5 protein-coding genes are annotated in these 22,311 nt (G+C 58.2%); 4 read left to right on the forward strand and 1 reads right to left on the reverse strand.

Annotation, left to right across the window (positions count from 1 at the left end):
* Positions 1-174: 174 nt before the first annotated feature.
* Positions 175-1,068 (reverse strand): LysR family transcriptional regulator, encoded by an 894-nt coding sequence (locus H6A60_RS09840; RefSeq protein WP_205104095.1) that lies wholly within the window; start codon positions 1,066-1,068, stop codon positions 175-177.
* A gap of 185 nt (positions 1,069-1,253) precedes the next feature.
* On the opposite strand from H6A60_RS09840, the gene H6A60_RS09845 reads away from it, so the two are divergent.
* The 4 genes from H6A60_RS09845 to H6A60_RS09860 all read left to right on the forward strand — a co-directional run bounded on the left by H6A60_RS09845 (position 1,254) and on the right by H6A60_RS09860 (position 22,017).
* Positions 1,254-2,729 (forward strand): FAD-dependent oxidoreductase, encoded by a 1,476-nt coding sequence (locus H6A60_RS09845; RefSeq protein ID WP_205104097.1) that lies wholly within the window; start codon positions 1,254-1,256, stop codon positions 2,727-2,729.
* 155 nt (positions 2,730-2,884) lie between these two features.
* Positions 2,885-4,363 (forward strand): FAD-dependent oxidoreductase, encoded by a 1,479-nt coding sequence (locus H6A60_RS09850; RefSeq protein WP_205104099.1) that lies wholly within the window; start codon positions 2,885-2,887, stop codon positions 4,361-4,363.
* A gap of 252 nt (positions 4,364-4,615) precedes the next feature.
* Positions 4,616-6,193, forward strand: coding sequence for a D-alanyl-D-alanine carboxypeptidase/D-alanyl-D-alanine endopeptidase (gene dacB / locus H6A60_RS09855; protein ID WP_205104101.1), 1,578 nt, complete (start codon positions 4,616-4,618; stop codon positions 6,191-6,193).
* Positions 6,194-7,104: 911 nt separating this feature from the next.
* On the forward strand, positions 7,105-22,017 hold the full coding sequence (locus H6A60_RS09860) for an autotransporter outer membrane beta-barrel domain-containing protein (protein ID WP_205104103.1): 14,913 nt from the start codon (positions 7,105-7,107) through the stop codon (positions 22,015-22,017).
* Positions 22,018-22,311: the final 294 nt, after the last annotated feature.

Raw genomic sequence — 22,311 nt, forward strand, 5'->3', positions numbered from 1 at the left:
ATTGAATCTGGTTGAAAACAGTTTGAATACGGGATCTGTCATTTGATATTCAGCATGCAGAGTACCCCGCCGGGGTGTGAACGCTGCAAGTGTTGGGCTTGTACAACGGCATGGGTTTCTCCGTAGGCGAAGTCGAGTAAGAAACGAAAGCCGTTTTGCAGCAGTCTCTCTCGATCATGGATCGAGCAGCGCAGCGACAAAACCTTCAATGAGCGCATTTTGCTCGCGAGAATTGGTGGTGCGGTCTTTTCGCCGGCAAATCCGAAGATGTCTCAGCGACCAATTTTCCTGAAGCGGCAGTTCGACAATACCTTCATGGCGCGTAACGACGCCGCTCGGCAGCACGCTTACGCCCGCGCCCTGCTGCACGAGTAAAATGACGGCGTCGTGGCTCGATGCGATGATCCGAGGCCGAATGGTCCGGCCTTCTTCTTCCGCGCGCCTATAGAGGAATTCCTGCATCGGCGAGTACGGGCCTACACCGACGTAGCTGTAGGGAAAGAGTTCAGAAAAAGCAATCGACGTGCGGCCGGCAAGCGGGTGTCCTTTCGGAACGAGTCCGACCAACCGGTCGTTGGCAAAAGGCAAAAATTCGAGTTGAGGATGCAGCCCCTCGTAAGCCGTGATGCCGATATCGCCTTCGGCTGCGGCAACTCGCTTGACGATGTCGGGACTCGAACATTGGATGACGTCGATCTGCACATCGGGGTGCGAAGAGAGAAATCGCCCGACGCGGGCGGGAAGAAACGTGGTCGCAGCGTTGTAGTTCGCAAAGACGCGAAGACGCTTTTCGCAAGCGTGCGCGTAGTGAGAAAGCTGCGTTTCAAGAGAATCTGTTTCGCAAAGGATGCGCTTGGCGGCTTGCGCGAAGACTTCGCCCGCCTCATTGAGGCGCATGCCGCGCGGACCCCGAATGAAGAGACGCGTGCCGATGCGCCGTTCGAGATCGGCGAGACGGTCGCTTGCGGCGCTCGGCGACAAGTGGACGTATTCGGCCGCTTGCGTGATGCTCCCGGCGAGCGCCACGGCAGTAAATACCCGCAGGTCCTTGATGTCGAATTGAAGCATTTCAGTTGCTTCCGGTTTTTCCGAAAGCTCGTTTGTTCTTTTTCCGATGGCGGACTTACTGTCGCACCTCCAAGATTGTAGTGAATGAAGCTTGCGCTTCGTTGTGCCGGAATAAAAAAGTCTGGGACCAAACAAGACGTTATTCCGTCAGATACATCTGATTTTTAAGAAAAAGGAGAGAAGTTATGACAGCCAATCGCCGTGCGTTTCTGAAGTCTGCTGGCTTGTTTATGGCAGGCATGAGCGGCGCAGCCGCGGTTTCGGCCATGCCGACCGCACGTCCCGAAAAGTTCGACGAATCGTTCGATGTTGTCGTACTCGGTGCGGGCGGCGCGGGGCTCACCGCCGCCATTCGTCTTGCTGAAGGCGGCAAGAAGGTGCTGCTTGCCGAAAAGCTTGCATTCTGCGGCGGGAGTTCTCTCATCTGCGGCGGTGGTGTTGCCGTTACTGAAACGGATCTGCAGAAAAAGGCGGGCATCAAGGACTCTGTCGACACGCTCTACGAAGACATCATGCGTACGGGCGGGCAGTTGAACGACAAGGCGGTCGTTCGCGCGTATGCCGAAGCGTCGCCCGCTTACTACACCTGGGCCATGAAGCACGGCATGGTGCTCAACACCGAAAATCTGTCGCAGTCGGGGTCCGTGCCCCGTAACCTGAGCGTCAATACGCAAAAGAGCATCGATGCCTGGACGAAGCTCGCCAAGAAGCTCGGCGTCGATCTGCGCACGAATACGAAGGGCGAACGCCTCGTCTACGACGCCGAAAAGAAGCGCATCTGCGGCGTGGTGCTGTCGTCCAAGGCCGGGACGCGGACGGTTGAGGCCAAGGACGGCGTCATCATCGCGACGGGCGGCTTTGCGCGCAACAAGGCGCTGCTGGAGAAGTATGTGCCGCGCATGAAGAACGCGAGCACGATCTGCGCGATGGGCTGCGACGGCGACGGTCTCAAGATGGCGCTCGCCTATGGCGCAGACGTCGCCGACATGCCCTACATCAAGGCGACTTTCGCCTTCAACCTCAAGGCGACGAGCATTCGCGACGCCTGCTGGGTGTTCCGCGACGGTGCGATCGTGCTCAATAAGGAAGGGAAGCGCTTCTGCAACGAAGAAATTTCGAAGAAGGACATCGGCGACTATGTGCTCGATCAACCCGATGCGGTTGCCTTCAATCTCTACGACAGCGCGATTCGCGAAGACGCGATCACGATGGACGAGTCGGGCGGCAGCGTCACCTATTCGGAAAAGAAGGGCCTGGTTTTAAAGGGCGACACCATTGAAGAGGTAGCGAAGAAAGCCGGGCTCGACCCGAAGGTCGTGCGCGAAACGGTCGACCGCTACAACGAAGACGCGAAGACGACGGGCGTCGATCGCGACTTCGGCCGCAAGCACTTGGTCGACATTTCCGGAAAGATCCGACCGATTGAAAAGGCGCCTTTCTATATCTTCCCGGCGACTGCCGTTCTCATTTCGACTTATTGCGGCGTGAAGATCAACGGCAAGGCCGAAGTGGCCGACGTCTTCGGCGACGTCATTCCGGGGCTCTACGCTGCCGGTGAAGTGACTGGCGGCTTCCACGGGCGCAGCTACCTCGGCTCCACCGCTTTTGGCAAGGCCCTGATCTTCGGCTACATCGCAGCGGAAACGATTCTGAAGGCTTAAGGCTCAAAGACCGGGGCGGGCTGCGGCAGCCTTTCCGCGGCCTGCGATCCGGCAAACGACGATCGGACGAAGGTGACCATGGGCCTGCTCGGCGCTTACCGGGATTGCGGTGAGCGGGCACCGGTTGCATTCGTTCGAACGAAGGAGAAAGCGACATGACAACGCGAAGAACATTTCTTCAGGGTGCCGCGGGCGCACTTGGTCTTTCTGGTGCATTGGCGGGATCCGCCGCGCAGGCGATGCCGACGGACCGTCCGAAAAAATTTGACGAAGAATACGATGTCGTCGTTGTGGGGGCGGGCGGTGCCGGCTTGGCTGCCGCTGCGCATGCGGCAGAAAAAGGACTGCGTGTGCTGATATTGGAAAAGATGGCCTTTCCGGGCGGATCGTCCGCCATCTGCGGCGGCGGTTCGCTCGTCGTTGGTACGGAACTGCAAAAGCGCGCCGGTGAGAAGGACTCGAACGAGCTGCTCTTCAAAGACATCATTCAGACGGGCGGCGGACTCAACAACAAGGATGTCGTGCGCACGTTCGTCGACAATCACCTCGCGGTCTACAACTGGTTCATGGGGCTCGGCGGCAAGCTGCAGTCTGACCTGCTCTTTTCGAGCGTGAGCGCCAACCGCGGCGTCGAGATCGAGCCCAACAGCGTGCTGCAGGCGTGCCTTGCACAGGCTAAGAAGTTCGGCGCAGCGCTCTATACGAAAACGGCCGCCAAGCGCCTTGCCTTTGACGGCAAGACAAAGCGCATTGTGGGTGTTTTTGCGGAAAAGGAGGGGAAAACGGTTTCCTTCGGCGCGAAGAAGGGCGTGATCCTCGCTTCGGGCGGTTTTGCCCGCAACAAGGCGCTCCTCGCAAAATATGTGCCCCGCATGACCAATACGCTTACGATTTGCGGCAAGGGCTGCGACGGCGACGGTCTCAAGATGGCGCTCGCTTACGGTGCAGACGTTGCGGACATGCCTTACATCAAGGCCACATTTGCCTTCAATACCGATCCGCATTCGATCAACGACTCGCATTACACCTATTGGGAAGGCGGCATCGTCGTCAATCGGGCGGGCAAGCGCTTTGTGAACGAGTCCATTCCGAAGAAGGACGTGGGCGACTACGTGCTCGAACAGCCGGGCGGCATCGGCTACTGCGTTTACGATGAACCGACGCGCCGCATTTCGCTTAAAACCGCGCGCAACAACGGCAGCGTTCTCGAGTCGGAAGAAAGAGGCCTTGTCTTTAAGGGCAACACCGTTGAAGAAGCGGCCGCAAAGGCCGGGCTCGATCCGAAGGCCGTGAAGGAAACGGTTGAGCGCTACAACCGCGATATTCGGGAAAAAGGCTACGACACGGTGTTCGGCCGCAAGTTCCTGAGCGGCAATATGGGCGAACTGCGAGAAATCAAGGAAGGTCCCTTCTACGTGCTGCCGTCAACGGCAGTGCTGCTTGCGACCTACTGCGGCGTGAAGATCAACGGAAAGATGCAGGTCGTCGACGTGTTCGGCGACGTGATCCCCGGGCTCTGGGCTTCGGGCGAGGTGGCGGGCGGCTTCCACGGCCGCACCTACCTGTCGGCTACGGCCTTCATCTCGGCCGTCGTGTTCGGCTGGGCGGCTGCCGACAACGTGCTGAAAGCATAAGGCGATAGATCGGTTGCTTGGGAACGGGCGAGGTTCGCCGGTGCTGCTCTTTGAAGTGGTAGAGCGGCACGGGCGGGCTTTCGCCCGTTCGTGTTCTGTCGGTAAGCACCCGGCGTGTTGTCCGTTGCGGGAATTAGGCGCGGCTTTTAAGTATGTCGACGGGTGCTGTTAACATGGGGGTCCATTGTCCACAGATATGAGTCGCTCGTTTCTTTGTTTTCACTGTTGCCGAAATCGAGCGATCGGTTCGTCATGCAGGAAGAAAAGAACGCTGCCAAGCCTTTCGATCGTTCGACGTTCATAGGTCGCCGAACCGCCGTTATTCGGGGCGTTCGATTCTTTTGTGCGCTCTCGGCTTGTCGGTGGCCGATTGTTGCCTCGGCCGCTTCGGCTGCGCCCGTCGTCGACCCAACGGCCAACTCACCGCAAAGCCTGCCCGAAGCGATCCGCAGCCGCGCCAAACGATGGGGCATTCCGTTCGATAAGTTTTCGCTCGACATTCGCGACCTTTCGAGCGGCAGGCGTCTCCTCGGTTACCGCGATGATGTGCCGCATGCGCCGGCTTCGACCGTGAAGCTTTTGACGACGTTTGCCGCTTTGGACATTCTCGAAGCTCGACGGCCGGACTTTCGTTTCGAAACCGTGCTTTGGCGAAGAAAGGGCGACGGCCCCGAACCCGCGCTTGTTCTCGAAGGCGGGGGCGACCCGTGCTTTTCCGCCGAATCGCTCGAGCGCATGTTCGAGACGCTCGCCGCTCAGGGGGTGAAGACCATTGAGGGCGACATTCTCATTGACCGCAGTTATTTCTCCGCCGAAGCCGGCGTGGAACCGCAGCCGCTTTCGTCGCGATACCGTCGAACCGGTTGGGAGAAGCGTTGGCAGGTGGGGCCCGACGCCATGTCGATCGGCGCGCGTACCGTCTCTTTTGCCTTTGTGCCTCGCGCGGGCGGCGCTGCCGACGTTCGGATGACGCCCGAGCTCGACGGCATTGATTGGCAGAAAACCGTGAAGCTTTCGGCCGGCCGATGCGTCGACTGGGACGACCGACTCGGTTTGGACGTCATACGGTTTCGGGACGGTCGGCGGCGTGTCGTCTTTCGCGGTACGTATGCTTCGCTCTGCGGCAAGGATTCGATCCATATTTCGCTTGACGATGCGGATCGGTTTGCCGAGCGGCTGATTCGTACCGTCTGGCGGCGCTTGGGCGGCGTTTGGCAGGGGAGACTCCGTTCGAGCGCCTCGGGTGAGCGGCGTACGCTCGCCGGTCGATATGTCGTCGCTGCGCGATGGTTGTCTGCGCCCTTGTCTGACCTCGTCCGACAAATCAACAAGGATTCGCTCAACGCGGGCGCGCAAAGTCTCTTCCTGTCGCTCTCTCAGGAACGAACGAATGCCGCATCGGCACGGGTTGTTGCCCGATGGCTCGATGAGAAAGGCATCGACCGCTCGCGCCTCAACCTCCCGAGCGGTTCGGGACTCGACGGTCGAACGCGTTTTGTCGCGAAATTCATGGGCGACATCCTGGCTGCCGCTTATGCCGACGGTAGGGGAGATGCTGCGGACGAAGCCGCATGGCAAGCGTTCTTTGCGAGTCTTCCGGTTGCAGGTGTTGACGGCACGATGCGACGGCGCGGCATTCCGGGTGTTCGGGCACACGTCAAAACCGGTACGCTCGCCGGCACGCGGTCGCTTGCGGGCTATGTCGAGCATCCTTCGGGTCGGCTGCTTTCTGTCTATGCCTCGGTCTCGGGTGTCGAGGCGATGCCGGGCGCCACGGCGTTTCTCGACGGCGTTCTTCTTTGGATGACGCGGCTGCCGCTTCCTCGCTGAAATCGTGTGTCGGGTGCACACCGCCTCTGCTGCGATGTTCGGTTTTCGGGAGGTCGACGGGATGTCACGAACGGACGAATATGCGATTTAAAAATTATTGGGGTACGCAGCATCTTTTATGGTATCCCGCAGCAAAGCGATTTATAGCGACAATTGCGTTTGTCAATTTACGACTTGGAATAAACCCGAGTAAATTCTTCACGAAAATATGAGGCGAATTCGTAGTATCCCGAGTTATCTTGATTGAAACGAGTTTGATGAATTTCGGTTTATGAAATCGAGCTCGTTTATCGATTGGATTTTTAGCTGTAATTTTCAAAATATTAAGAGAAAGTATAAATATAAATCGTATTACATCGAAAGCGCCTGCGAGACAAGATTTTTTAAAAGAAACAAAAACACGCGTAAAATCCGTCCAATTTCCGATGCGTAGTGTTAACGCTCATTAATAAAATCGGATCAATAAAATGGACAAGTGTTTTTGAGGTGCATTTAGAAAATATTTTCGATTGCTGGCGACGGTTATTAAAGCTACCGATCGACGACCGCCAACGGGTTATTTAACGGCGCTTTATTGAAGCGGCTCCGACGGGGTGTTTCCTTGGGACGGATGAATGAAAAGCCGCCGGAAAACAAATGACTTCGTACGAGAGCGGCTTGAACGGCTGGACAACATGGTCGCACGGGCGGTGAAGGAGGTCCGGTGAAGACCGGAATACCGTCGTTGAAGCGACCGATTCGGCAAACGAACCCTGAAGCCGGACGCACCGTTCCCCAAGCAATCGAAGCCCGAATGTGCCTCAAAAGAAACGTCCGCTCGGAAGCGAGACCGACGCAAAGTCGTCATCTTGCGTCTTCTTTCGGGCGTCCGACGTGAAAGGTTTGAAAAAGCTATCGAAAGGCAGACCGCCATGAATAAAATCTTTCGGGTGATTTGGAGCTACGTTCTCAAGCAGTTTGTGGTCGTCAACGAATTGACGAAGTCGCGCAGCAAAGAAAAGAGTGCGCGTGCGGCAGTTGGCGTCGTATCGAGTACGGAGAGCGCGAAGTTCGCCCTGCGGCCCGCGGCGCTGGTGACGGCGGCCGCTTTTGCGGCATTTTCCGTCCCTTCATTTGCCGCCGAGTCCGAAGGCTGGCTGCGGCTCGACGAGCCTGCGGCTGCCGAAGCGGCGAAGAAGGAGAGCGCCTACGGTCGCTTGCCAGAGATCACGGCTTCCTCCGACTTCGTGAGAGCGGCGCGCGCCAAAAGCACGAACGCGCTCGAGCGCGCTGTTCGTACGTCCGCAGATGAAGCCGATTCTCGCGTCGTTCGGGCGGCTTATTCGCCGAAGCAGCTTGCCGTGGCGGCGCCGCGTGCTGACGTGCCCGCGGTCGTGCGTAACGGCAAGGCGGTCGAAGGCGCACAAGACGGCAGCTTTTCGTTTAAGGACCTGAAGCTCGAGGGTGACACGCCGTTCGGATCGGATAAGGCGTTCGATCCGTATCGCTGGGACAATCACAAGACGGAAGCGGGCGATGTCAACGGTGTCGACCAGACGGTGCATATCGGCAGCGGTGCTACTTCTGGTGGTACAAACGACCGCAAGTGGGTGACGCTTAAGGACGAGGGCTGGACAGCGGTTGCGTCGGGGAACCCCGGCTCCAAGGGTAATCTCACGGCTTCAGATGTTCTCCAGGACGGCGGCGTGGTGACTATCAAGGATGACGCCGGCAACGTAATTACGATCGATAAAGATAACGCGGGCGACCTGAAATCCGCGTTTAAGAACGAGTTCACGCTCGGCGGGACCGACGCCTTTTCTTTCGTGGACGAGGTGACGGGGGCGAACCGAACCGCCAACGTCTGGAAGCCCTTCTCGAAGAACAACCCCGACGGCTTCGACGAATCCGAGTATTTACCCGATGAGAAATTCTCGAGACCCGACAAATCCGACATTTATGACGAAAACGGAAACCGACTTGGCAGCGGGCAGTACGTCGACAAAGTCTTCTTCAGCGTCAAAGGCGATGGCGGTCTTCGCGTGCAGGTGAACGATGAGGACGAGGCGCCCGAAGACTTTCACGCCGTTCTCAAGGTGAGCGGCCAAGACAAGTATTCGACCGTTTTTGAGGCGATTGACGGTGGGAAAATTTCGTACGAGTCGAAGACAAACGTGCAGCTCGCGACCGACGGCGATGTCTCGGGCGGCAACAACAGCATCGGTTGGACGCACGAATACATTTCGTATACGGGGAAGAGAGTTGCCGATCTCGATACGCTTGTGTACGAGAAAAAAGATGAAGACGGCAATGTTGTAGAGAAAAAAACGGTCGCGTTTAACGATGCCGGTGGGCGAGCGGAACTTGAGAATGCCGGTTTTAGCTGGGACGAGGGTGATCCGGAAAAGCGCATAGCGTTCGTTGTCAACAACGAAGATACGCTCATAGCCTTCAACGATTACCTAATCGGGAAGCTCGGCAAGAAGACAGAGGACGGTTCTGGATCCTACGACGAAACCTGGTATCAGACGGAATTCCGTTCCGCGTTTACTATCGGTACCGAAGAATGGACGGCCGAATTCGATCCTGGATCCGATTTTTACGTTCCCCCGACCGATTCGACCGCCAAGGGCTCGAATCAGCAGCAGGTTTCCTTTATTCGCGCCGGCCGTTCAAAAAATGCTGATGCGGGTACGGACTACGGTCGCGTCGTGATTAAGGATGGCGCCGAAATCACAATGACCGGGAGTCTCGCTTCGATTCTGCGCGTTGACGGAGAAGGCCATGCTTACGACGCTGTTATTGATGAGTCGGAAGCTGAGGCTGTCATTGAAAAGGGCGGCAAGCTTAAGGTGACGGGTGCCTACGGCTGGGCGGTGAACTCGCACGGCGGTCTCGTCTGGAACGAAGGCACAGTCGAGGTGGGCAAGCAGGAATCGGGTGAAGGACTCCAGGCCGAGGACGGCTACGGCCTCGTCGGCGTGCACCTTGAAGACGGCGCCCGCTTTGAAAACAGAGAGGGCGGCCTCGTTCAGTACGACGCCGGGTCTTTCGGCAAGGCAGTTGAAGTTGAGAGCGGTAGCATTTTCTCCAACAGCGGCGAGCTCAACATGATCACGGGCACCTTCCGTGCGCCGACCAAGGACGACAACTACGGGATTCGCCAGAACTTCAAGCGATCCTCGCTCGTTACCGTCAATGGCGAAAAGAGCAAGTTCTTCAACAACACGGGAGGCCGTATTTCTCTCGGTACAAACGGTGCCGAAACATCCGAGCAGCCGATTGACGTTTTCCTTATCGGAGAAAAGGGCGCATTTGAGAACGCCGGCACGATCACGACCGGCGAGCACGTGCGCAACATGAACATCGTTCGCCTTGAGGGTGACGGCGCCGTTTTTACGAATACAGGCGATATTTTCCTCAATGCGATCGAAACGAGCGACGGCGACGAGAGCTTCAACGCTGTGGTGCAGGCTGGCGAAGGCACTCAGGCCTTCAACTACGGCCTAATTGAACTCAATGGCCTCAACGCCGTAGCGCTGCAGGCGCTCGAAGCCGAAAGCGTGTTCGATTCTACGGGCAGGCCGCGCGTCATCAACTACGGCACGATTACGGTAGGTGCCGCTCAAGAGGGTAGCGCACCCAACTATGCGATCTGGGCAGAAGGCGCTGGGACCGTGGCGCAGAATTCCGGCAAGATCAACCTTGCGGGCGACCGTGCCATTGGCATTCATGCTCGAAACGGTGCGGATATCGAGGTTACGGAGAGGGCCTCCATTGTCTTCGACTCTGAAGGAAACGAGGCCACAGGCCAGATTGCGTATCTCATCTACGGCTCCGGTGAGAATGGCGACCGGACCTCGATTCACGACTCGACCTCATCAATCGAAAACAGTCACGTAGTCACTGCCGATTATTCGACATATTTCCGAGTGGATACGGGCGCGACGCTCGACCTGCAGAGCGGGTTCTATGATGTTGCGAGCGAAGGCTCGAGCATCATCACGGTAACGGGCGAAGGTGCGCGGTTTACGGCTGAAAACCCCTCGACGGACACGCTTCACCTCTCTGTGGACGGAAAAGACTCTGCGGCGCTTCTCGTCACGGGCGGGGGTTACGCATACTGGGGCGGCAACGTTGACGTTTCGGTTACCGGAGAAAATTCTGCAATTGCCATTGTTTCGGGCGAATACATTGACGTTGAGACGAATGCCCCCGATCCGACCCGATTCATGGAAACGTTCTTCGACATTAACGAAGACGCCCGAATAACGGGCGACCAGTTCAAGGGCGAAGGTACCGCAGAAGGCAACGCTGTTGCGTTCCGAGTGAAGTCGGGCGGCGTTCTGCGCAACCAGGGAGAAATCACTCTCGACAATCTCTCGGATTCGAATGTTACGGGGGTGATCCTCGAAGGCGGTACGCTGCGCAACGGCGTGGATGGCGAGAACAATCTCTATAAAGATGCTGCTATTTCGGTTAACGGCGTTGCGGTCGAGGTTCGCGGCGCGAGTTCGGGCGGCGATGCCAGCACGCTTGAGAATCACGGCCTTATTGAAGCGACCGATGGTCTCGCTGCCGTGCGTCTCACGCAGGGCGCCACGCTTGAGCTCACCAATTCGACCGAAGGTACGATCACTGCGGGCGGTTCTGCGCATGCCGTTCTCATTGAATCCGAGGGACAGCTTACGGTTGACGGCGCTGCTCTCTCGATGAAAAACAATTCGCACGGCAACGTCATCGAAAACCGTTCTGAGAAAGCTGTCATAGTCGGAGCGGTCGACATGACCGTTCGCGACGGCATCGGCATACATACGGAGACGCTCGAATCCAGGAACGGCGGCAAGACGATCACGATCGCAGGGGCCGCCGGCGAAGATGGCGCTTATCGGACTGCCGATGCTACGGGTATTGCCATCGAGCACATCGATTCGAACGGGAAGACGTCCGTGTCGGACGAGGCTGTCGAGATTGGTAGCGACTATACGATTAAGGCTGAAGAGAACAATCAGGGGCACGGTACCGGCGTTCTCGTGAATACGGCAGAGAGTGCGACAGTCAATGCCAAGATCCGCGACCTCAACGTTGGTGTTTTGGTGAAAGAGGCTGAAAGCCTCACGGTCGGCGAAGCCAATGAGCAGGCCGATATCACCGTTGCCGGAAAGGACGCTGCCGGCATTCGTCTCGATGGCTGGAAACTCGATGAGCTCGCCGTCAACGGAAATATCAGAGCGATTTCCGGAACGGCAGTCGATCTCTCAACGCAGAGCGGAGAAGCGAGCAAAGCGATCGACAGCATCAGTCTTGCCGGAAACATTGCGGGCGACGTAGCGGGGCTCGACCTTTCGGGGTCGAAGCTCGAAAGCGAACTTGCGGTTAAGAAAGACTCGATCATCTCGGGCGGCGTGGGCGTGAATCTCACGGACGCCAAAATCGCCGGAAAGGTCAATATTGCCGGTACGGTCGAGTCGACCGCTCAAGACGGTGCGGCGCTCCTTCTGAGCGGCGCGTCTGTGCCGGGTGATAACTCGCGCATCGAAATTGAAAATATCGGCACGATCACCAACACGCATGAATCGGCGACGGATGAAACAGCCGTCGTTTTCGGCGCCGGCATGACAGCGGGCGTCTCGTTCACGAACCGCGGCCTGGTTAACGGATCGGTGGTGTTCTCCAATGCTTCGGGGAGCAATGTCGGTCACATTGTGACGGTGGCGGAGCGCTCGAGCATTACCGGCAACGTTGAAACGTCGACGGGCGATGACGTGATCGTGCTGGATGGCATCAAGGAATCCCAGGCCGACGTTTTTGCAAAGGTCGACGCGGGCGCGGGCCACGACGAACTGCGCCTCAATGGTTCCGAATGGTTGGTGAACTCCGAGAAAGAACAGAACCGTCTCGTCAACCTCGAACAGATCACCCTGAACGTGAAGTCGGTTTTCACAATTGAAAACGACGATTATCTGCCGATTCTCGGCGACTTTGACGGCGAAAATGCTCAGTACGTCGTGACAAACGGTTCAACGCTGTCGCTCAAGGCAGGACAGACTAAGACTGAGACTGGAGACGTTTCCGAAGGTTTTGTCTTCAGCGACGCTGTCGAAGGGACGGGCAGCATCCTTGTTGACGGCATGAACGGTGCTTTTGCGTTCGGGGATATCCGTGTCACGAACGAAAGCGGCTTGACGGCCGAGGCCAAGTTTACAGGCGAGCACTTTACCGGCACGCTCAACCTAGAGAATGTCTCGACCACCTACGAGTGGAACACGGCCGCTGCGTTCCGGCAGACGGACGTCCACATCGGGGACGGTGCTTCGCTTACGGTCGGCAAATATGTCGTCGGCGACGACATTAAGTGGTCGCAGATGGGAAGCCTCTTCCTTGAAGAGGAATCGTCGCGACTTGTCTACGACAAAAGTGCTCGCATCAGCATTTCGACCGAACGAGACGGTGATCGCGTGACGAATAGCTTCACCGACAGCTTGTATAAGGTTGATCTGAAGGGCGACGATACGGAACTCGGTCTCGATGGCGGAACGGTATCGATTCAGATTTCGACGAATCCCGATTTTGCTGACGGAGAAGAAAACTATCACCGCGTTGTCAGGCAGACCCTGATGGCGCAGGACGAAGGTTCGGACGACATCCGACTTGTGGTTGCCGATGAAGACAGCTTCCTGGTTTCCGGTGATCTTGACAACATCAAGCTCGAGCTTTTGCGCGAAGACGGCACCCTAGTGACGGGGGCGTTCGACTATGCGCTCAAGTCCGCCGACAATACCGCCGAAATTGGTACGGCGTACTACGAATACGGCCTGTCGACGTCGTCCTTCGACTGGGGAGGCAGCGCCGAAGGCAAGGACAACGGACTGTACGTGTCCAAGCAGCTTGTGCGGCTATATCTCAATGAAGCATCCCAAGGCGACAACCTGCTTCACTTATCGGGCGTGAGCTCTGAAAAGGCTGTTCGCGGCGATGAAATCCATGCACACATTTACGGCAATGGAGGCTTTTACTTCGCCGGTCTGGATGATGATCTGGATGGCACTGGTTATGTGAGCAACGAGCACAATGCGTTTGGCGGTGAAGTTGACATCCGCTCCGGTACGCTCGTTGCAACGACCTCGAATGCCTTGGGCGGCGCTGAAATTAACTCGGACGGCGAGTATGATTATGCCGCCTCTTATTCCGGCGACTACGCATCGCTGCTTAATATCGAAGACGGTGCCGGCTTCAGGCTCGGCAAGGCGTCGACGGACAAACTCACTCAGACGATCGGCGCGCTCGTGACGAAGGAGACTGATTCGGCGAAGCGAGCGGCAGTTGCACTCAATAGCGGCACGCTTACGATCAAACCGGTTGATGTCGAAGCAGCGCATTCGGTCATTGCTGCCGCCGACACCTTGACCGGGATCGAAGACTCGAAGCTTGTTCTCTCTGGCGGAACGCTGGAAGTGATCGGCGATCAGACCGGCTTTGCCGGTACGGCCGAGCTCCAGGCGGAAAGCAGAACAACTATTTTTGCCGGGAAAGGGCTCGGTACGAACAAGATCGAGATGAAAAGGAGCGCTGCGCTCGACATAAGTCTTGATACGACCTCCGCCGACACGTTCATACTTGCCGCTAAGGCGAATTCCACTGAGGATGGCGAGGCGGTTATCAACGTGCTTGGTAACGAGAAGGCCGATCTCAAGAAGTTTGCATTCGGCAGCAGGCAGTCAGACCTTGATTTCAAGGGCACGCTCAAGCTCTCGAACGTCGGCTACGATTGGCACGTGGACCGGCTGAGTTCCGCTCGTCTGACGAGTGAAGCGGGATCCGTTGTCGACGTCGACGGCGTACGCAGCGTGCGAGCGCTTGATATCGGCCACGGCACCACCTTCAATTTCGGCGAACTCGCCTTGGGCAAGTTCCTCAACGACAACGCGATCAAGGTGAACGGCGGCGGGAGCGGCTCGGGGAACGAAAGCGACTTGACGCTTCCCGGAACCGGCGAATCGGCAACCTTTGTCGTCAGTGCCCAAAACGGTACGGCCTCGGGCGGGAAGCTCAATTATCAGAAGACCAGGAACGAATTGCAGAGCGGCGTCTATTCGGTGCTCGACCTCGACGACGGGGCGCATTTCACGGCGCTTGTCGACCAGAAATACGGCAGCGAAACGCTCGTGGGCAGCATCAGTCTCGTCGATAAGTGCGGCGATGCAGTATCGTCTGCCCAGGTTGGTCTGACGGAAGGCAACACCGCTATTGCGGATGCAACCTTCAGCTTCGTCAATGACAGCAAGGTAACGCTTTCTAACGGCGACCTCGGCGTCAACTATCTGCTCACGGCGCTCAACATTGAAGACGGTCAGTCCGTCTTTGCGGCAACGACGACGGAAGCCGATACCGACAACACCCTGACGGCCCTTATCACCCAAAAAGGTTCGAAGTCGGGTGGCGGCGGTCTTGTTTTCGGCAAGGCCTCTGACGGTGCTGCCAATGAAGCGACCATCGAGAACAGCGGCAACAAATTCACGGGTGCCGTCGAGCTTCGCGATGGGATGACGCTCAACGTCGCCGAGTCGAATTCGCTCGGCAGCGACGACACGCACACCCGCAAGGTCGTGCTTGGAGAGGGCGCCGTGCTCCGCCTGGGGTCGGACGACAATTCCAATTCGGTTTCGCAGACTGTCGGCGCCGTTGCGGGCGACGCGAACGACTTGACGTCCACCGTCGACCTTGCGGTTTCTTCTAAGCTCACGATCGACGGTCAGACCGACAGCGTGTTCGGCATCCTGAAGGGCGGCGTAAAGGCCTCGATCACGCTTGATGCCAGGGATCTCACCATTCTCTCGGCTGACGAAGATCATCTCTTTGACGGCGAGGCTTTCATTGGCAGCACCGAAGGCAAAACCGCCTCGCTCACCGTCAAGAAGCAGCACGGTCTCGGCACTGCAAATGTGCACATCGGTGCGAACGACAAGTTCGTAGTGGATGCTAAGGACGACGGCAAGCTTCTCAATACGATGAAGGGGCAGGGGTCGGTGCACTTCACCGGCGCCGGTAAGACGACCCTGACGGAGGCGAGTGACTTTACGGGCGGCCTTTACGTTGAGAAGGGCGTCGTCGCAGCCGTGGACGCAGGCGGCGTCTTGGCGGGCGCTATGCTCGGGAACGGCGATCTGCACCTTACGGGCGGCAGTCTCACGATCAACACGTCAAGAGACTGGGATCTTGAATCGCACGGGCATCTCCTCACCGGCAGCGGCACGCTCAGCGTCGTTCACCAGGGCGAACATCAAGGCGACTTCACGTTTGCAGAAGGTCAAACGGCGCAGACGGAGCCGCTCTTCACCGGTACGCTCGATCTCTCGAACATCACCATCGGTTTTAGCGGGAATACGAACAAGTCGGTGCTCAGCCATGCATCCCTCGTCGTGAATAAGGACGCCCAAGCCAACTTCAACGAGATCGGCGTGAACTTCCATAAGCTCGTTGTTGAAAAGAACGGCGTTCTCGACTTCTCGAGCATGGAAGCCATGGTCGGCACGACGACGGCCGAAAATGCCGTGCATGCCGATGCGTTCGACTTCAGCGGCGCTTCCGGTGCGAAGGTTCGCGTCGACATGGCCGATGCGTTTTTGAACGAAATCCCCGAACCTGAAGGTCCCGTTGCAGCTGCTTCGCTTCTCGACCAGGACAACGGCGATATTCTGCTCCGACTCGGCGTGCTCAATAGACAATCTTCGACGCCGGTTGACGTGAGCAAGATCGGTCTTGAAATCAAGAACGACAAAGGCGGGTTCGATGCTGCGAGCGAGGCACCTTACAGCCTCACCGTCGACATCACGCAGTCGACTGCGGGTGGTTCTGTCGAAACGGTTGCCGACGGCATCTACAACCTTGGTCTTTCGGGCGACGAAACCGGCTGGGGCATCGCGCATCAGCTTGATGAAGTCAGCATTTATGACGGCAAGACGCTTCGACTGCTTCAAGGGAAAGACAATGCGCTTTCGGCGAAGATCACCGAAAAGGGCGATGCTCGGGGCGGCGGTTCACTGGCCATTCACACCGGTCACAGCGTCCGTCTGACCAACCAGGAAAACGACTTCTCCGGCGACGTGAAGGTCGAAAACGGTGCGACACTCACGATCGTGTCGGGTGCGCTGGGCGGCAAGGCCGAAAACTCGAAGCATGCCGACCGAGTGGCGCTCGAGGCCGATGCTTCGCTTGTCTTCGACCTCGACGTCGACGGCGTTGAGCAGACGGTCGGCAGCATCTGGTCTGCTGCGACGTCTTCGATTGTGCTCGGCGATAACGGTCGATTCGAATTCGACGATGCGAGTGAAAAGTCTGAAATTGCCGGGACGATCTCGGGCGGCGCGGCGAGTTCACTGGTCCTCAAGGACGGCGTGGCTCTCGATGTCCGTTATCAGCCGGCCGACGGAAAGACGAACAACTTCATGGGCGCAACCTACGTCGGCAGCGATTCGGTTCTCAAACTCTCCGAAAGCGGCAGTCTGGGGACGGGCCGCATCACGCTTGAAGAAGACACGAGTTGTCTCGAAATGTCGTCCGACAGCAACTGGACGATGTCGAACGTTGTTACAGGTTCGGGCACGGTGCACTTTGTCGGCGACAATGTCGATCAATCGGACGCGCTCCCCGCATTTGCCTTCAAGGCACCCGGTCAGGATGAGTCCTTCGTCGGCAAGCTTTGGGTTCAGAACGCGGTGTTTGCGCTCTCGGGCGCCGGGGACGAATCGGCCGCAGCGGTCAACGAGTCCGTCATGTCGAAGGCGGATCTCGAGATCGATTCCGGGCGACTCGTTCTCTCGGACGGGAAGTCCGAAATCAACTCGCTGAGGCTCTCCGGGTCGACGATCAGCGCCGGCAGCGTCGTTTACAAGCAGTATTCGTCCGGCTGGCTCGATATGACGCAGGAGGTGCGCGACGGCGTCCTGACAATCGACGGCGAAAATACGCTTGAACTCACCGGCATCGGCAGTTTCGGCGACGAGTCGCTCCTCATGCAGGACGAAGGCGGCCTCTCGACCGTCATTCTTGCCAATCGCGTGGTTTTTGAAAACAACGGCAGCGTCAAACTCGACATGCAGGACGAGTCGAACCAAGAAGGCGGGTACGTCCGTATCGACGGTCTCCAGCAGGGCGTTGCCGGCATCTACGGTGTGGGTGAAATCTCCTACAAGAACGGTGAGCAGGAAGGGCTATTCGTTGAAGCGAAGCTCTACGAGGCGCAGGTTGAGAAAGATGCAGAGCTTCTCCTTTCCGGAACCGCCATCGGGGTTGAAACGGCTGACGGGACAATTGTCAAGCCGTCGGCCGACAAGTCCTTCTCCGCTTCCATCACGGGCGAAGGCGGGCTGCGTGTCGAAAACACGGTCTATCTCGATCGCGAGCAGGGGGTGCGCGATCCGTCGAATCCTTATGACTTCGTGACGGACTTCACCGGTGCGACGACGATTGCAGAAGGTGCAACGCTCGTTCTGCTCGGCGACGATCTCCTCGGGACGGCCGAGAGCCATACCTCGGGGATCGGTTTGGAAAAGAATGCGGATCTGTGGCTGCAGACGGGTGTCGAGCAGCATGCCGGGACGCTTTCTGCGGCTGACGGTGCGGTCGTGCATCTCCTTGCCGGCTCGAAGCTCGTGCTTGACGACGAAAACGGGTCCGGGGTGCTCGCAGAAGGCAGTTCCCTCACGGGTACCGGCACGCTCGCCGTTGACGCGGGCGAACTCAGGATCGACGGCGCTAATGCCGGCTTCTCGGGTCTTGCGCAGGCGGGTTCCGGTTTGGCCGATGGCGCCGCATTCGGCGGACGCATTGTGCTCGGCAATGCCGACGGTCTTGGCACGGCGGACGCGCTTGTCAACTCGGACGGCGAGCTCGTCTTTGATTTGAAGGGTGAAGGCGACTTCGAGAATGATCTTTTTGGCAGTGGGAAGGTCATTGCTGTTGACGGAACGACCGTTCGTATCGATCGATCGGCAGAGGGTGCTACCGAATTCAAGGGCACCTATCACGCGCAAAACGGATCGACCATCGTTTTTGCGGGCGATGAGAACTTCAGTGCGCTTGGCCGTAATGAAGTGGGCATTCTTGAAGGTACCGCTTCGGCCGTCGTTGACGAGTCGGGTACGATCCGCGTCGAGCACAGTTTCGATAGCGACGACGACAAGTACTGGATCTTTGCACAGAAGGTTTCAGGGGACGGCACGCTCGTCCTTTCGACGAACCGCCCGAGCACGGGTGTCACTCTTGACGATGTTAACAACCAGATCTACTTCAATAAGACTGCAGCCGATTGGATGACTGCCGAAGAGACGAAGTTCTCCGGCACCGTACTTCTTGAGAACGGACGTCTGCGACTGCAGCGCACCGACCAAGACAATTGGACGGAAGCTGCACTGAAGTTCGCGACACTCAAGGTTGGGACAGGCGGCCGCCTGATGGTTTCCGATCCAGATGTTGAAAATAATGGAGATAGCGGCGATCAAGGACCACATGCCCATGAGATTCACGGGCTTGCGTTTGACGGCGGTACTGTTCGCTTTGGACAGGAAACTGCTCTTATTACTGGCGCTGACGAACAGAAGCCGCTTCTGGATCTTGACGTACTGGATGCAAGTGGCCGTGGGACGGTTGAAATCAACGTCGGCAGTGCCACGAAACTTCCGGATGCGGGCGAGTTTGAGGACTGGTTGGAGACGCATCAGTCCTTCATGGAACAGGATGACGGCAGGGCGCTTATTCAGCTCGCGCAGGCAGACGATGTAACTGGAACTGGTGCGAATATTAATGTCGACGTCATTGCACAAGATGACTTGCCTCTCGATCCGGGTCCAGGGGATGTCTACGAAAACCTTGGTGACCATATCGTTGAGGGGAAATCGGATGAAGGCGAGTCCCTTTTGCAGCTTCATTATGGTTACGGCGTAACAATTGTCGACGGTCAGGACAATCCGGAAAACAACGGGTTGTGGCTAAGTTATCAGTTGAAGGAAGTCGGGATCTACGACGGTAAGTCGCTCGTGCTTGACCCATCGGACAAACCCGATACCACGACGCCAGGGGTCAATGGCTATACGTTCCGCGCGCAGATCACCGAGGTGGACGACGACTCAATCGGGGGACTCGAAATCCATAAGACCGTGGGCCTCGCCAATGCCGAGAACGCTTTCCGAGGAGAAACGACCGTGTACGCGGGCGGGCGTCTTTACGCACTCGCCGACAACGTGCTCGGTCAGGCAGAGGGCAAGCACACGAGTGCGCTCAATCTTGCCGAAGGTGCGCATTACGAACTCAACGGATACTCGCAGACGATCGGAAGCCTGTTCGTTGGCAAGGACGGCTACGTGAATCTCGAAGCGACGTCATATGGGGGTTCGGAAGAGAAGTATGGTGAGCTGACGATTGAAAACGGCGGCATCGCGACGAGCGACAACGCGCTGCGAGGCACGGGCCATATTACGCTCGAGACCGGCGTCTTCGAGGTGGGCGGCGCCAATGCCGGTTTTGGCGGCACCGTCACGATCGGTGCGCCGGGGATCGAAACGGCATCCCTCGATGCCGGCGATGGCGACGCCTCCGAAACGAAGGACTTCGTTGCGATCGCCGTCATCCATGATTCCAATGGGTTAGGTTCGTCCGATATCGTCTTCGCCGACAAGACCTCGCTTCTCTACATGGACAACGTCAAGAGCGTTGAAGAGAGTGCGGTGTTCGACAATCGCCTGAAGGGCGAAGGGACCGTTCGCGCAGACGCGACCGACGTGATCGTAACGGGCGACAACACGGGCTTTACGGGTACCTGGCAGATCGGCACGGGTGAAAACTATGCCGGAGCGGACGACGCCGGAAATCACAAGTTTGAAGGCACGGCAGAAGCTTCGACGATGCGCTTCACCGAACTCACGTCGCTCGGCGGCACGGCCGAAGCCGATTGGGCCGATTTCGAGATCGGCGCGGGTTCGACCCTTGTGCTCGGCATCGGCCAGAGCTACACGTTCGAAAACGTTACGTCGGGCGAAGGCGGTGTCACGATCGATGCGGGCTACAGCGCGCCCGGTATCGCGAACGTCGTCGAACTCGGCTCGAACTTCGCGCACACGGGCCTCACGCACGTTGTCTCGGGCGGCATCCGCAGTACGGGCGACGTGATTGTGGATGAACCCGGGAGCGGCGAAGGCGGCGATGGCGGCGAAAGCGGTGCCGACAATGGCACGAGCGGCGACGATCCCGTCGTCGGGACGCTTCCCGCAGACGGGCCCGCTGTCGCTCGGCTCCCCGCCGATACGGGCGACTCGAATGACGGCACGGGTGCAGACGATGCCGCGTCGTCGAGAACGACGCTCATGGGCGACGTTCAGCTTGACGAAGGCACCTTCATGGAAGGCTTTGCGGGCGTGAACGGTACGCTCACGAATGCGGGCACCGTCTACGTCAACTGGAAGCGCTACGCCGATGAGGCGCTCGGGAAGTCTTCCTCGACCGTTTACGACGATGCGCATGCGCACACGCTTAAGATTGCCGGCGACTACGTGGGCGAAGGCGGCACGCTTGTCTTCAACGGTGCGCTCGCGGGCGACGACTCGCCTGTCGACACGATCGAAGTGGCAGGGAGCGCTTCCGGTACGGGCAAGGTCCAAGTGCACAACTTGGGCGGCAAGGGCGACCTCACGAGTCCGCACGGCATTACGCTCATCACGATCGAAGGCGATTCGACGCTCAATTTGAGTCAGGACGGCCGAATCGTGGCGGGTGCGTACGACTACGTGCTCCTGCGCGATCCCGACAGCCGCCGCTTCTACCTGCAGAGCACGGCGGGCGAATACCCGATTCCGCCCGACGTGCCGATCGGGCCGCTCGTTCGACCCGAAGCGGGCGCCTACATGGCGGCCTCGCTTGCGGCGAACCTCGCGGAAATGCGTCTGCACGACCGCGCGGGCGAATCGCACTATGTCGATCCGCTCACGGGCGAAGTGAAGGAAACGAGCATGTGGATGCGTCAGACGGGCACGCACGCGCACTTTAGAAGTGCCGGCGAGACGCTGCGCACGCACATGACGGGCGGCGTTACGCAGTTGGGCGGCGACATCATTCGCCGCTCGGGCGAGGGCGACGTGCGGGCGAACTTCGGTGTCTTCGGTACAGCGCTCTACGCGAAGAGCTCCACGCGCAGCACGCTCTCGAGTCACTCGGCCGACACGAGTTCGGACGGCTACACGGTGGGCGTCTACGCCACGCTCTTCAACGGCCAGGGCGAGCGGCTCGATCAGGGCGGCTATCTCGACCTCTGGGCGCAGTACGCGTGGCTCGACCACGAGATTCGCCCGAAGGAGCTTGCGACCGAAGAGGTCGATGCCGACGGCATCATCGCTTCGGTGGAAGCGGGCTGGACCTTCCAGCTCGGCACGACGGGTAAGAACACGTCTCACGCGGTCGACTGGTCGCTGCAGCCGCAGTTCCAGGCGATATACGAAGGCGTGAAGCTCGACGAGCACGTCGAAACGGAAGGCACGCGCGTCGAAATGACGGGCGAAGGCAACATCAAGACGCGTCTCGGCTTCCGTCTGCAGGCCTCGCCCGAATCGCAGCCGGGTGAACGCCGCGGGCAGGGCTTCCTCGAGTTCAATTGGATTCACAACACCAAGACCGTCGGCGTTGAAATGGACGGCGTAGAGGTGGAATCCGAAGGCATGAAGGATGCGGGCGAAGTTCGCTTCGGCTTTGAAGGCGAACTCACCGAAAATCTCCACGGCTGGATCTCGGGCGGGTATCTCGCCGGCGGCAGCGGCTACCACGAAGAAACGGTCAACGTGGGTCTCAAGTACCTCTGGTAATGCTGCGTTTGAGGGCCTTCGCTTCGGCGAAGGCCGCCCAAGGCAAGCGGCCGGGCGCCCAAGTGCGTTCCGGCCGCTTTTTGTAAATAGCTTCGCTAAAGAGATTTATTTGGAATTGGATACGTAGAAAGTATTTCTGCCGCTTCCGGCCTTAAGAGGTCGATTTTCTGCGACCATCTTTCGCAGCCAATAACTCACCGTTGAGCGTGGAATGTTTAGGATCCTCTGAGCAAATGCCGTTTTCGGCGGCATTTGCCAGAATTGAATAGTTTTTATCCAACGAATTCTGTTTAC

This window comes from Sutterella massiliensis (assembly GCF_016899755.1).
Taxonomy (GTDB): Bacteria; Pseudomonadota; Gammaproteobacteria; order Burkholderiales; family Burkholderiaceae_F; genus Sutterella; species Sutterella massiliensis.